This is a genomic window from Citrobacter sp. wls710 (assembly GCF_005281115.1).
Classification (GTDB): domain Bacteria; phylum Pseudomonadota; class Gammaproteobacteria; order Enterobacterales; family Enterobacteriaceae; genus Citrobacter; species Citrobacter werkmanii.
In genome coordinates this window covers 35,215-49,184 of the sequence record NZ_SZXD01000001.1, presented here as the reverse complement: position 1 = coordinate 49,184, position 13,970 = coordinate 35,215, and the positions used below count along the sequence as shown (strand labels likewise).

The 13,970-nt window shown below is 56.2% G+C and carries 11 protein-coding genes; 3 read left to right on the top strand and 8 right to left on the bottom strand.

Features of this window, described 5'->3' with window-relative positions; all coding sequences use genetic code 11:
• The first annotated feature begins 20 nt into the window (after nt 1-20).
• Nucleotides 21-1,334 carry a glutamate/aspartate:proton symporter GltP gene (gene gltP / locus FDX14_RS00225; RefSeq protein WP_038636320.1) on the top strand — a complete coding sequence of 438 codons (1,314 nt, stop codon included), beginning with the start codon at nt 21-23 and terminating at the stop codon, nt 1,332-1,334.
• 53 nt (nt 1,335-1,387) lie between these two features.
• On the opposite strand, the gene yjcO is transcribed toward gltP, so the two are convergent.
• Both yjcO and fdhF read right to left on the bottom strand, forming a co-directional pair.
• Nucleotides 1,388-2,077, bottom strand: a complete 690-nt coding sequence (gene yjcO, locus FDX14_RS00220) for a Sel1 family TPR-like repeat protein YjcO (RefSeq protein WP_079225656.1) — start codon at nt 2,075-2,077, stop codon at nt 1,388-1,390.
• 103 nt (nt 2,078-2,180) lie between these two features.
• A complete protein-coding gene (gene fdhF / locus FDX14_RS00215) occupies nt 2,181-4,328 on the bottom strand; it encodes a formate dehydrogenase subunit alpha (protein ID WP_079225655.1) in 2,148 nt (715 codons plus the stop codon).
• Between the two features lie 288 nt (nt 4,329-4,616).
• On the opposite strand from fdhF, the gene FDX14_RS00210 reads away from it, so the two are divergent.
• Complete coding sequence (locus FDX14_RS00210; protein WP_042312951.1) at nt 4,617-5,348, top strand: response regulator; 732 nt, start codon at nt 4,617-4,619, stop codon at nt 5,346-5,348.
• 3 nt (nt 5,349-5,351) lie between these two features.
• Here the strand turns inward: FDX14_RS00210 and FDX14_RS00205 are convergent, their stop codons facing one another.
• From FDX14_RS00205 to FDX14_RS00180, 6 genes are all read right to left on the bottom strand, one after another.
• The gene (locus FDX14_RS00205) at nt 5,352-6,356 is read right to left on the bottom strand and encodes a carbohydrate kinase family protein (protein WP_137348838.1); all 1,005 of its coding nucleotides are present in this window, start codon (nt 6,354-6,356) and stop codon (nt 5,352-5,354) included.
• Nucleotides 6,353-7,213: a ketose 1,6-bisphosphate aldolase gene (locus FDX14_RS00200; RefSeq protein WP_042312948.1), complete on the bottom strand. Its 861-nt coding sequence runs from the start codon at nt 7,211-7,213 to the stop codon at nt 6,353-6,355. Before FDX14_RS00200 ends, FDX14_RS00205 begins: the two co-directional genes overlap by 4 nt.
• Before the next feature lie 14 nt (nt 7,214-7,227).
• Nucleotides 7,228-7,911: a D-lyxose/D-mannose isomerase gene (locus FDX14_RS00195; protein ID WP_042312945.1), complete on the bottom strand. Its 684-nt coding sequence runs from the start codon at nt 7,909-7,911 to the stop codon at nt 7,228-7,230.
• Nucleotides 7,912-8,030: 119 nt separating this feature from the next.
• The gene (locus FDX14_RS00190) at nt 8,031-8,972 is read right to left on the bottom strand and encodes an ABC transporter substrate-binding protein (protein ID WP_042312943.1); all 942 of its coding nucleotides are present in this window, start codon (nt 8,970-8,972) and stop codon (nt 8,031-8,033) included.
• 73 nt (nt 8,973-9,045) lie between these two features.
• Nucleotides 9,046-10,041 (bottom strand): ABC transporter permease subunit, encoded by a 996-nt coding sequence (locus tag FDX14_RS00185; protein WP_038636347.1) that lies wholly within the window; start codon nt 10,039-10,041, stop codon nt 9,046-9,048.
• The gene (locus FDX14_RS00180; protein ID WP_042312939.1) at nt 10,034-11,557 is read right to left on the bottom strand and encodes a sugar ABC transporter ATP-binding protein; all 1,524 of its coding nucleotides are present in this window, start codon (nt 11,555-11,557) and stop codon (nt 10,034-10,036) included. The genes FDX14_RS00185 and FDX14_RS00180 overlap by 8 nt, the downstream gene beginning before the upstream one ends.
• Before the next feature lie 114 nt (nt 11,558-11,671).
• On the opposite strand from FDX14_RS00180, the gene FDX14_RS00170 reads away from it, so the two are divergent.
• A complete protein-coding gene (locus FDX14_RS00170) occupies nt 11,672-13,936 on the top strand; it encodes a hybrid sensor histidine kinase/response regulator (protein ID WP_137348837.1) in 2,265 nt (754 codons plus the stop codon).
• Nucleotides 13,937-13,970 lie beyond the last annotated feature (34 nt).

The following is a 13,970-nucleotide window of genomic DNA, read 5'->3' as shown; positions in this document are numbered from 1 at the left end:
CATCGAGGAAGTCCGTTGTTATGAAAAATTTGAAAGTCAGCCTGGCATGGCAGATTCTAATCGCTATGGTGCTGGGCATTCTGCTAGGGAGTTACCTGCATTACCATAGTGACAGCCGTGAATGGCTGATTGTAAACCTGCTGTCTCCGGCGGGCGATATCTTTATCCACCTGATCAAAATGATCGTCGTACCAATTGTTATCTCTACATTGATTGTCGGTATCGCCGGGGTAGGTGATGCCAAACAGTTGGGCCGTATTGGCGCCAAAACGATTATCTATTTCGAAGTGATCACCACCGTGGCGATTATCCTTGGTATCACGCTGGCGAACGTGTTCCAGCCCGGTACCGGGGTAGATATGTCGCAACTGGCAACCGTCGATATTTCGAAATATCAGAGCACCACCGCGGAAGTGCAGAGCCACGCGCATGGCCTGATGGGCACGATTTTGTCACTGGTGCCGACCAACATCGTCGCGTCGATGGCAAAAGGCGACATGCTGCCGATTATCTTCTTCTCGGTACTGTTCGGTTTAGGTCTGTCTTCTCTGCCGGCAACTCACCGCGAGCCGCTGGTTACCGTGTTCCGCTCGATCTCCGAAACCATGTTTAAAGTGACGCACATGGTGATGCGTTACGCGCCAGTCGGGGTTTTTGCGCTGATCGCTGTTACCGTCGCGAACTTCGGTTTTGCCTCCCTGTGGCCGCTGGCGAAGCTGGTGCTGTTGGTGCATTTCGCCATCCTGTTCTTCGCGCTGGTGGTGTTGGGGATCGTGGCGCGTATCTGCGGCTTGAGCATCTGGATCCTGATCCGCATTCTGAAAGACGAGCTGATTCTGGCCTACTCGACCGCGAGTTCCGAGAGCGTGCTGCCGCGTATTATCGAGAAGATGGAAGCCTACGGCGCACCGGCGTCAATCACCAGCTTTGTGGTGCCGACCGGTTACTCATTCAACCTTGATGGTTCAACGCTGTACCAGAGTATCGCCGCTATCTTTATCGCGCAGCTATACGGTATCGATCTGTCGCTGTGGCAGGAAATCGTGCTGGTGCTGACGCTGATGGTTACCTCGAAAGGGATTGCGGGCGTGCCGGGCGTATCGTTTGTGGTGTTGCTGGCAACGCTTGGCAGCGTGGGGATCCCGTTGGAAGGTCTGGCGTTTATTGCCGGTGTTGACCGTATCCTCGATATGGCGCGTACTGCGCTGAACGTGGTGGGTAATGCGCTGGCCGTGCTGGTTATCGCCAAGTGGGAACATAAATTTGACCGCAAGAAAGCGCTGGCCTATGAGCGCGATGTGCTGGGTAAATTTGATAAGACCGCTAATCAGTAATTAATGACAGATTGCCGGATGGCGCTTGCGCCGCCATCCGGCAATGCAAACCATTAGCCGTTGGTTAACTTATCAAACTCTTCGCAGCCGGTATCGAATCCTTCCATACAGCTCAGATTCAACCAGTGCAGTGCTTTCTGTTTATTCTTCTCGATAAAACCCTGCTCGCCGTTTAAGAACATCATCCCGGCCCAGTATTCGGAATAACCGGTGCGGGAAATGGCTGAACTACGCTTGAAATACCACGTCGCTTTCTCATCGTCAGCAGGAATGCCTACGCCGTTGGCGTAAATCAGCCCGAGCAGCATTTGCGCGTCGACGGCGGAGTCATTCTCCAGATCCTCGGAGGCGTTTTGCAGCAAGGTAATGGCTTTGGGGTAATCGGTGCGGCCTGCCTGGGTGTTCACCAGAATACGCGCCAGCGTAATTTCACCAGCCTTACTGCCCGCCTGCGTCGCTTTTTCCGCCAGCGTTTTGGCCTGAGGGTAATCCAGACTGACCGGGTTGGTTATCTTAATCTGCGCCAACAAAGCATAGGCATCCGCATCACCGTTGTCGGCGGCTTTTTGCGCCCAGTATTCGGCTTTACTTAAATCGCCTGAACTGAACCAGGTATCGGCGAGAAAATACTGTGCGCGTCGGTCACCTGCCTCTGCTGCCTGTAAATACTGGCTTCCTGGCTCAGTATCACTGGCATGGGCAAAGAATGTCACGAGGAACATCAATGCAAGAAGTTGTTTCATTTTGAGTTTTATTTAGGGTACGGAATGAACAGTATAAAGAGATCGTATGGATAAAAAAACAGCCTCCGGGCGGAGGCTGTTGCAGAACAGGTACGTAAACGGACTAACCCATCGCGCTTTCGCGCAGGCTGGCTTTCAGCTTGGTGTACTCATCAATAACATACTGCTCGGCAGCGCGCTGATCGGCAATGCGTTCAACGTTAACGGCACAGTATTTGTACTCCGGCGTTTTGGTAATCGGGCTTAAGTTCTCGGTTACCAGTTCATTACATGCCCCAATCCACCACTGGTAGGTCATGTAAATCGCACCTTTGTTTGGACGATCGCTGACTGCCGCGCGGGTAATAACCCGGCCTTTACGTGAGTTAACCCACACCAGATCTTCATCCTGAATACCCAGACGCTCTGCGTCAGCGGTGTTGATCTGGGCATAACCAGGCTCATCCGCCAGCGCGGCCAGCGCCGCACAGTTACCGGTCATCGAACGGCAAGAGTAGTGGCCGACTTCACGCACCGTCGACAGTACCATCGGGTACTCTGGGGTGAGTTTGTCGATTGGCGCTACCCAGTCGCAGGTGAAGAACTGCGCCAGGCCGTTCGGGGTGTCAAATTTCTCTTTGAAGAGGTAAGACGTACCCTGGTCGGCATCTGAGGTGTCGCGGCAAGGCCACTGGATATAGCCCAGTTCGCCCATTTTCTCGTAAGTGGCGCCGTAGAAATCCGGGCACAGATGACGCAACTCGTCCCAGATTTCCTGGGTGTTGTTGTAGTGCATCGGGTAGCCCATACGGGTGGCGATTTCACTGATAATCTGCCAGTCCGTTTTCAGATCCCACTTCGGCTCAACGGCTTTAAAGAAGCGCTGGAAGCCACGGTCAGCCGCAGAGAAGACGCCTTCATGCTCGCCCCATGACGTAGACGGTAAAATAACGTCTGCGGCAGCGGCGGTTTTGGTCATGAAGATATCCTGCACGATGACCAGTTCCAGATCCTCAAAGCCTTTGCGCACTGCGGAGAGCTCAGCATCGGTCTGTAATGGATCTTCACCCATAATGTACGCCGCGCGCACTTCGCCATGCGCCGCACGGTGCGGCAGTTCGCTGATGCGATAGCCGGTATGCGCAGGCAGGCTTTCCACGCCCCAGGCTTTAGCGAACTTCTCGCGGTTTTCCGGGAATTTAACGTACTGATAGCCCGGATAGGTATCCGGCAGCGCGCCCATGTCGCATGCGCCCTGAACGTTGTTCTGGCCACGAACCGGGTTAACGCCCACGCTTGGCTTACCGAGGTTACCGGTCAGCATCGCGAGGCTGGTCAGTGAACGCACGGTTTCCACACCCTGATAGAACTGGGTCACACCCATGCCCCACAGAATTGCCGCGCTTTTCGCCGTGGCGTACATACGCGCAGCCTGACGAATATCGTGCGCGCTAACGCCCGTGATATCTTCGACAGACTCCGGCGTATAGCCTTCGACAATCTTGCTGTACTCTTCGAATCCTTCCGTACGGGAGGCGACGAACGCCTGGTCGTACAGTTTTTCTTCGATGATGACATGTCCCATGGCGTTGAGCAGCGCGATGTTCGAGCCGTTTTTCAACGCGATGTGCATGTCGGCAATACGCGCGGTTTCAATTTTGCGCGGATCGCAGACGATAATTTTCGCCCCGTTACGTTTAGCGTTAATTACGTGATTCGCCACGATCGGGTGGGAATCCGCAGGGTTATACCCGAAGATGAACACTAAATCCGTGTTATCAATTTCATTGATAGCATTACTCATTGCGCCGTTACCGACCGATTGGTGCAGACCTGCAACCGAAGGGCCGTGTCAGACGCGAGCGCAGCAGTCAACGTTATTGGTACCAATAACGGCGCGCGCGAATTTTTGCATTACATAGTTGGTTTCGTTACCTGTACCGCGAGATGAACCGGTCGTCTGAATAGCGTCCGGGCCGTACTTCGCTTTGATGGCGCTCAGGCGATCGGCGACGTAATTCAGCGCTTCATCCCAGGAAACAGATTCCAGTTTGCCGCCACGCTGGCGACGGATCATTGGGGTTTTCAGGCGAGGGGTCAGGATCTGGGTATCATTAATAAAATCCCAGCCATAGTAGCCCTTCAGACACAGGGTACCCTGGTTGGTTTTCCCCTGCGCCGCCTCAGCCCGGACGATTTTGCCGTTATCGACCACCAGGTTGATTTTGCAACCTGATGCGCAATATGGGCAAACCGTGACGACTTTTTTCATCGGTCTCGCTCCAGTTAATCAAATCGCGCATACGCGCTTGTCGCTTTGCTTATGCATCTTTTATGCCATGTTTTTTTCAGGGGCATTAGTCGATATTACGGGCGATTTTTGGTCAAAACTCTGACGAAAAACAGGCTGTCGTCATATTTGACGTGACGAATCTCCAATACGTGACGGTCCGGCAGTGTGACCGAGGTTATGTTTCCCGCACAACCTTGTGCCTTATCGCTGTCACTCTGTGCAGAATCAATCACACTCATTTAAGTTGGCCTGAAATGGGGAAAAACAATGAAGCCAGCCATACTGGTTGTGGATGATGACGAGGCTGTTTGCACGCTATTACAGGACGTGCTGAGCGAGCACGTCTTTGCAGTGAGCGCGTGCCATAGCGGACAGGAGGCTCTGCGCTGCATTGAGACTCAGCCGGATATCGCTCTGGTATTGCTGGACATGATGTTGCCCGATATCAACGGTCTGATGGTGTTGCAGCAGGTGCAAAAGATGAGGCCCGGATTACCGGTAGTCATGCTGACGGGCTTAGGCAGCGAGTCGGATGTGGTGGTCGGACTGGAAATGGGCGCTGACGACTATATCGGGAAACCGTTCAATGCGCGGGTGCTGGTGGCGCGGGTAAAGGCGGTGCTCAGACGCGTTGGCGTGTTGACGCCTGAAAGCGGCAGTCCGCAAACCACGGGACTTTCCTTTAATGGCTGGCATCTGGATACCGCCGGTTGCCAGTTACATAACCCTCAACAACTGAAGGTGGAGCTGACGCAGGGCGAATACAGCCTGCTGCTGGCGCTGGCGCAAAACGCTCGTCGGGTGCTCAGCCGTGAGCAATTGCTGGAACTGACGCGCAGCGACAGCGTTGAGGTGTTTGACCGCACTATTGACGTGTTAATCATGCGGCTGCGGCGCAAAATAGAGAACAACCCGCACCAGCCAATGCTGATCAAAACCCTGCGCGGGCTGGGCTATGTGTTTGCCGCCGATGTGCAGCATCACGATAAAGCGGCGTGATCGTCAGGCATCAGCCATAGTCGCTTTTAACTCTGCCAGCGTTTTCGCGCCATCTATCGCGTTAGCGCACAGCAAGCTTGCCCGCGCACAGGCGTGCGCCAGTCTGATGCTGTCTGCCAGCGACCAGCGCTCATGACAGCCATACAGAAATCCGGCGCAAAACGCATCTCCTGCGCCGACGCTGCCGACAATCTCTTCTTGCGCCAGTAACTGTGACGGTATCCAGACGCCCGGCAGATCCGGCGCTTCACCCCAGGCACCTTCCGGACAGTGGATCACCACCCGCTGGCGCACGCCTGCATCCAGCAGTTCGCGCGCGGCGGTAGCGATATGGGGAATATGCAGCTCGCCGTTGGGCTGGCGAATCTCCAGCCCGCTGAACTCCCCGGCCTCCAGCTCGTTAATCACCAGATAGTCGAGATGGCGCAGGGCCGGCATCACCAGTGGTTGGTAGCGCGGATCGCCCTTACGCGAGACCAGATCCAACGACGTTTCAAAGCCGTTGTCGCGCATTTGCGCCAGCAGCCGTGCGCTACGCGTCCCGTACTCCTCATCCGGCATGTCCAGACTGTCGAGCAGCAGCAGATAGCCAAGATGGAAGATTTTCATCGAGGTATCCAGTTGCTCAAAGGCGGGTAAATCCAGTAGTCGATTGGCACCGGGCGAATGAAAAAAAGTGCGCTGACCGCTGGGATCGGTCATCACCTGCGACATCGATGTGGGGGCGAATGTGGTGCGCTGCACATGTTGGCGATTAACGTGATACTGCTCCAGCATCGCCATGATGTAGTCGCCGTCGCTGTCCTGACCGATTAACCCCACCGCCTGCAACGGCAGCCCAGTGTGCATTTTTGCCAGCGTCAGCAGCACGTTCAGCGGCGCACCGCCCGTGGCGCGTTCGCTACGAGTGATTTCTGCCAGCCAGCCGCGTTCCGGCCACTGCACAATTTGATGGACATGATCGACCAGCATGTTGCCTGCGGCGATAACGCCTTTGCGTTCCATCAGACCTGCCCCGCACTGCCAAAAATGCGCATTTGTTCAGAAACGGTATCGGTAATGGCCTCTTCAATGGCCAGCAGCAGTTCGGCAAACTCGTCGTACAGCGACTGGCGATTGGCCATCCGCGACTCTACCGCTGTCAGCGCCGCCTGCGACATGCCGGTATAGAAGTTGATTTTGTGAATACCGAGTTCAATTACGCGCTTGAAATCGTTATCGCTGATGCCTGAACCGCCGTGCAGTACCAGCGGGATCGCCGCCTGCTGGCGAATAGCGTCCAGACGCGGGAAGTCGAGTTCCGGTTCGCCTTTATATTTGCCGTGCGCATTGCCAATGGCGACCGCCAGCGCGTCAATCCCGGTTCTGTCGACGAAATCACGCGCCATCATCGGGTCGGTAAACAACGACTCGTCAGCATGACCGTACAGCGCGCCGCCCTCATCACCGCCCACCGCACCCAGTTCGGCTTCCACCGAGACGCCGACGGCATGACACATCTTCACCACTTCGCGGGTCTGGCGGATATTTTCTTCATACTCCAGCGTGGAGCCATCGAACATCACTGAACTGAAACCTAAGCGTAGCGCCCGCACCACTGACTCAAAGTGCAGGCCGTGGTCAAGGTTCAGCACCACCGGAATGTCGTGCCTGGCGGCTTCGAATTTGACCGCTTCGACCAGAGAATCCAGCGAGATATATTTAAAATGCACCTCGGCGATGTTGATGATAAACGGCGAACGTTCCTGTTTAGCCGCGGCAAACAGGGCGCGCAGGAAATGCGAGTCCAGAACGTTAAATGCGCCTAATGCATAGCGGTGCTCACGGGCATGGGCGAGGCCATCGGCGAGAGATATCAACGGCATAATGCGCTCCTTGGTTAGCGGAACAGGCGATATTCGTTACACAGCACCAGCTGCGCCGGTTCATCTTCTTCAATGTCGTTATAGCGGGTGATAGGTTGCAGAAAATGGTTATCGTGGTCGTCGTCATTAATAGATGAGACCTCGCCAACCAGCACGTCGCCAAAACCTTTTTCCGCCCAGAAGCTGTGATACAGGCCCGGCGGCAGGCAGATGCTCTCACCCGGCGTCAGGCGCAGTTGGCTGCCCGCGGCATGGGTTTGCCGACAGCCGTCAATCACCACGTTCACGTCGCTGTCCTCCGTTTGCTCCCGCAGCCCCGCATTCCACAGTTCCACTATTAAATTACCGCCGCCACGATTGATAATGTCTTCGCGTTTGCGCCAGTGAAAATGCATCGGCGTGACCTGCGCCTCGCGAACATGCATGATTTTCTCGGCGTAGCATTTCTCGTAAGGCATACCTTTCGGCGAGCCATTACGCAGGGTGAACAGCGTTAACCCTTGCGCGGCGAAATTGTTGCCGCCAAAGGCGGTGACATCCCAACCGAGCTTAAGGTCGAAAACTTCGCTCCAGGCAGAAGCATCAAGCTTGCGCCATTGGGTCGGCGGGAAACTGGCGAAAGGGGGGAGGTGCACGTCGTGCAGAGAAAAAAACTGGCGCGTGTGGCCAAGGATTTCGTTTATTGCGGAGCGTTTCATCGCAGAATTCTCCTTAGAATAATGCCGGATGGCGCTGCGCTTCTCCGGCCTACAAATTCATACCGATCTTGTAGGCCGGAGAAGGCATTTTTGCCGCTATCCGACGTTGCTGTGGCGGGTTATTTCACCGTCCAACCTTTATAATTAGCAACGTTGTTTTTATCGATCATTGTCACCGGGATCAGCACGGGCTCTTTTGGGGCGGGTTTCCCCTGCAGTATGTCATAGCCGATTTCGACCGCTTTGGCAGCCATCACCTGCGGATCTTGTGCCGGCGTCGCCACAAATAATGAGTTTTCGCGCTTCAGCGCCTCTTCACCGTCTGGCGATCCGTCGACGCCGACAATAAAGAATTCGTTACGCTGCGCCTGTTTTGCCGCCAGATCGGCACCGATCGCCGTGGGATCGTTAATGGCGAATACACCGTCGATCTTCGGATTTGCCGCCAGCAGCGCGGTCATGATCTCCAGCCCGCCCTCGCGGCTGCCTTTGGCGTTTTGGTTATACGACAGCACCTTGATGTCCGGATGGCGTTTGAACTCGGTCTGGCAGCCTTCCACACGGTTCTGGACGGCGGAAACCGGCGGTCCGTTGATGATGACGACGTTGCCTTTCCCTTTCAGACGGTCGGTAATGTATTTGCAGGCCATTTCACCCGCCTGAGTGTTATCGGAGGTGATGGTCGCGTCTGCGCCTTCCGCCGCCACGTCAACGGCCACCACCACAATCCCGGCGTCTTTCGCGCGTTTTACCGCCGGACCGATGCCTTTGGAGTCCGCGGCGTTAAGGATAATCATGTCGACTTTGGCGGCAATAAAGTTGTCGATTTGCGACACCTGTTGCCCCAGATCGTAGCCGCTGGAGACCAGCGTCACTTTGACGCTATCACCCGCCAGTTTACGTGCCTCCAGCTCCGCGCCTTTGGTTATTTGCACGAAGAATGGGTTCGCCAGGTCGCCCACCGTAACGCCGATCGATTTCAGTTCTTTTGCCTGCACAAACGGAGCTGCAGCAAGCAGTGCGCCAGCACAGAGCGCGGTCACTAATGGCTTCAAACGCATACTCGTTTCCTCACGTAGGGTATTGTTGTTATCGGCCGGACAAAGCGATTACGCCGCCATCCGGCAAGCTTGTCTATGCACTTTGATGGTGTCGGGTACGGTATTTGTCGATCAGCACCGCTATGATGATCACCGCCCCTTTGATCACCAGTTGCCAGAAATAGGAGACGCCCATTAGCGTCATGCCGTTATTGAGCGTGGCGATGATCAGCGCCCCCACCAGCGTGCCGGTGATGGTGCCGATCCCGCCGACAAAGCTGGTGCCGCCGAGGATTACCGCCGCGATGGCGTCCAGCTCGTAACCCATACCTAAGTTGCCGTTGGCGCTGTACAGCCGCGAGGCGCTCATCACCCCGCCCAGACCTGAAAGCAAACCGCTGATGCCGTAGACGAACAGCAGCACCAGCCATACTTTGATCCCGGTTAAGCGTGCGGCCTGCATGTTGCCGCCGACCGCGTAGATATGTACGCCGAGCGTGGTGCGGCGCAGAATAAACCAGCACACCACCACCACCGCCAGCGCAATGACCACCAGCCACGGAACCGGGCCGAGATAGTTGTTGCCGATCCATTCAAAGCTGATATTGGAGTTAATCACCGTGGTGCCATCGGCCAGCAGATAGGCCGCGCCGCGCAGCGCGGTATAGGTTCCAAGCGTGACGATAAACGGCGGCAGCCCGGCAAAAGCAACCAGCGCACCGTTAAACAGCCCCAGCACCAGGCCGAGCATCAGCGCCGCCGGAATCGACAGCATGGCAAACTCAGGAATAAGAGAAACGACCATCGCCGCTACGGCGGTGGTGCCGAGAATCGAGCCAACTGAGAGATCGATCCCGCCGGTCAAAATGATAAAGGTCATGCCAGCCGCCAGCACGATATTGATTGAGGCCTGGCGGGTAATATTCAGCAGGTTGCTCTCGGTGAAAAAATTGGGCGCAATAAAACCAAATACCGCCACAATCAGGATCAAAATCGGTAAGATGCCGACCGTTTGCATCAGATCGCTCATCAGCATCTTTTTTGCGGTGGTGGATTTCGCCACCTGCTGGGGAGTGGTTGGATTATTCATGGGGCACCGCCTGATGATGGGAGTCGTTCACGCCGGTCGCCAGCGTCATAATATTTTCTTGGGTAATACTTTGTCCGTTCAGCTCGCCGGCAATGCTGCCTTCGCGCATGACGTACACGCGATCGCTCATGCCAACGACTTCCGGCAATTCGCTGGAGATCATCAGGATCGCCACGCCTTTGCGCGCCATGTCGTTCATGATCCGGTAGATCTCGCTTTTCGCGCCAACGTCTACCCCGCGCGTGGGTTCATCGAGGATCAAAATGCGTGGGCCGATCGCCACCCAGCGCGAGATCAACAATTTTTGCTGATTGCCGCCGGACAGCCCACCTGCGCGTACCTGCGCGTGCGGCACGCGAATGTTGAGCAGTTTGATAGCGTCATCGGAAATGGCCTGCGCCTTTTTGCGATCGAGCATGCCCCAGTTGGCATCGCGCTCCAGCGTCGCCATGGTGATGTTCTCTGCTGCCGCCAGTTCTAAAAACAGCCCCTGTTCTTTGCGGTTCTCGGTCAGAAAGCCGATGCCGTGATCAATCGCTTCGCGCGGGGAGTGGATCACCACCGGTTCACCGTCTACTTCAATCATGCCGCCGATGGCTTTACGCACGCCAAAAATCAGCTGCGCCAGTTCAGAACGCCCGGCGCCAACTAACCCGGCGAGGCCGACGATCTCCCCGGAGCGCACCAACAAGCTGCACGGCTGGACTTTATGACCGTCGGTCAGGTGGTGGACGTTGAGGCGCGCTTTACCTAAGGGAATATCGCGCTCTTTGTTGAACAGATCGCTTAGCGGACGGCCCACCATCATGCGCACCAGCTCCGCGGCGTTGAGCTTGTCGCGGGTCAGGCTACCGACGTATTGCCCGTCGCGCAGGACGCTGACGCGATCGGAAAGTTCGTACACTTCGGCCATGCGGTGGCTGATGTAAATAATCGCCATCCCTTCATCGCGCAGGCGCATGATCAGTTCGAATAGGCGGTGGGTTTCACGTGAGGAGAGGGCGGCGGTGGGTTCATCCATCACCAGAATGCGGCTGTTACGGTGCAGAGCGCGGGCGATTTCTACCTGTTGCTGTTCGGCGATGGTCAACGTCATCACGCGATCGCTGGCCTTAAACTGGGCGCCGAGTCGGTCGATGACTTTCTGCGACTGCAGCACCATCTCTTTACGCTGGACCAGACCGCCGCGCGACAGCTCGCTGCCAAGAAATATATTTTCCGCTACCGTCAGGTTCGGCGCTAGCTGCATCTCCTGATAAATCAGCGTGATGCCCGCGCTGAGCGCATCTTTTGGTCCACGAATGTGGAACGGCTGACCGTCAATCAGGATCTCGCCGCTGGTGGCGGTATAGGCACCCGCGAGGATCTTCATCAGGGTGCTTTTCCCCGCGCCATTCTCGCCCATCAGGGCATGAATCTCACCCGGCCAGACGGTTAAATCGACCCCTTTCAGCGCGTAAAATTTGCCAAACGCTTTGGCAATGTTGCGCATCTCCAGAACCGGTGTCCTGCTCATAGCGGATCTCCTGTGGGGTGGCCGATATCAGCAGTCCATCACAGGAATGTAAATGCAAAATGTCAGAAGCCGTTCATATTTGTCATATTGCGATTTTTCTTCACGGAGCGTGATATGCCGCAACCGGGACGTCACTTTTTCGCCAGTGCGCGCGGACGATTGCTGTTCTTCAATCTGCTGGTCGTGGCGGTCACGCTGATGGTGAGCGGCGTGGCGGTGCTGGGGTTTCAGCATGCCAGTCAAATTCAGGAGCAGGTACAGCAGCAAACTGTCGATGACATGACCGGCAGCATGAACCTGGCGCGCGATACGGCCAATGTGGCGACGGCGGCGGTGCGGCTCTCGCAGGTGGTCGGTGCGCTGGAATACAAAGGTGAAGCGGAGCGGTTGCAGGAGACCCAGCGGGCGATGAAGCATTCGCTGCAACAACTGGCTACCGCGCCGCTGGCTCAGCAGGAGCCGGTGCTGGTCGAGCGTATTATCCAGCGCAGCAATGAGTTACAAAGTAGCGTAGAAGGGATGTTGCAGCGCGGACAGCTGCGGCATCTGGAACGTAACGCGCTGCTCAGTTCGCTGTATCAGAATCAAAGCTATTTGCGCCATCTGCAAACGCTTACCGGCGCGCAGGATGACATGCTGCTGGGGCAAATAGACCGCTTGATCATTGCCGCCATTGAGACTCCCACGCCGCGATCGGTAGTGAAACAACTCGACAGCGTGATGACCGCGCTGCCTTTACATCACTCCAGCCCGTTGATAAGCAGAATCCTCAACGATTTCAATCAGGAACTGCATAAGCTGGAGCCGCTTTCTTCCGCGCTGGAGCAGAGCGATCTGGCGATCAACTGGTATATGTTTCATATCAAAGCGCTGGTGGCGATCCTTAATAGCGATATCAATCAATATGCCTCGCAGGTGGCGCTGATTTCTGAGCAGCGGGTGGCGCAAAGCCATCAGGAACTGCAATCCGGCGCGTTGTTTATTATGGTGTTTGCGTTGCTGGCCGTAGTGATTACCGGTTTTGCCGGTTGGTATATCTATCGTAATCTCGGCTCTAACCTGACGGCAATTTCGCAGGCGATGACCCGGTTGGCGCACGGCGAATCGGACGTCAGCGTTCCGGCCCTGCAGCGGCGCGATGAGCTGGGCGAACTGGCCCGCGCTTTTAGTGTCTTTGCCCGTAACACCGCTTCGCTGGAGCACACCACCCGATTACTTAAAGAAAAAACCAGCCAAATGGAAATCGACCGCACCGAGCGCCAGGAACTGGAAGAGGCGCTGCTGCACAGCCAAAAGCTGAAGGCGGTGGGGCAACTGACGGGCGGATTAGCGCATGATTTCAATAACCTGCTGGCGGTGATTATTGGCAGTCTGGATTTGGTGAACCCAGACTCACCCGATGCGCCACGGGTAAATCGGGCGCTAAAAGCCGCCGAGCGCGGGGCGCTGCTTACCCAGCGACTGCTGGCCTTTTCGCGCAAACAGTCGTTGCACCCTCATGCGGTGGAGCTGAAAACGCTGCTGGAAAATCTGGGCGAACTGATGCGCCACTCTCTTCCGGCCACGTTGACGCTGGAGATTGAAGCCCAGTCTCCCGCCTGGCCCGCGTGGATTGACGTCAGCCAACTGGAAAACGCCATTATCAATCTGGTGATGAACGCCCGTGACGCCATGGACGGGCAGGCGGGCACGATTAAAATCCGTACCTGGAACCAGCGGGTCACGCGCAGCGATGGGCGTAAGCAGGATATGGTGATGCTGGAGGTCGCCGACCAGGGCTGCGGGATGTCGCAGGAGGTGAAAGCTCAGGTCTTTGAGCCGTTTTTCACCACCAAACAGACCGGCAGCGGCAGCGGGCTGGGGTTATCAATGGTCTACGGCTTTGTACGTCAGTCCGGCGGGCGCGTGGAGATTGAAAGCGCGCCGGGGCAGGGAACGACGGTCAGGTTGCAACTGCCTCGCGCCGTAGTGCCGGTGCAGGCTCAGGCAGAACCGGTGGCGGTACATGCGGCGAACAGCGGTGAAAAACTGGTGCTGGTGCTTGAGGACGAGGCTGATGTGCGCCAGACGTTGTGTGAGCAATTACACCTGCTGGGCTACCTGACGTTAGAAGCCGCCAACGGCGAACAGGCGATGCACATGCTGGCGGCTTCATCCGAGATTGATATTTTTATCAGCGACGTCATGCTGCCTGGTGGTTTAAGCGGCGTGGATGTGGTTAACCATGCCCAGGCACATTATCCGCAGCTGAACATCCTGCTGATGAGCGGTCAGGATTTGCGTCCGGCCCATAACCCGGCACTGCCGGATGTGGCGTTATTGCGTAAGCCTTTTACTCGGGGAGAGTTGGCGCAGGCGCTGCGGCATTCGCGTAATTGAGATTCCTCCGCTACCCGTGCAAATACGCTTTGAT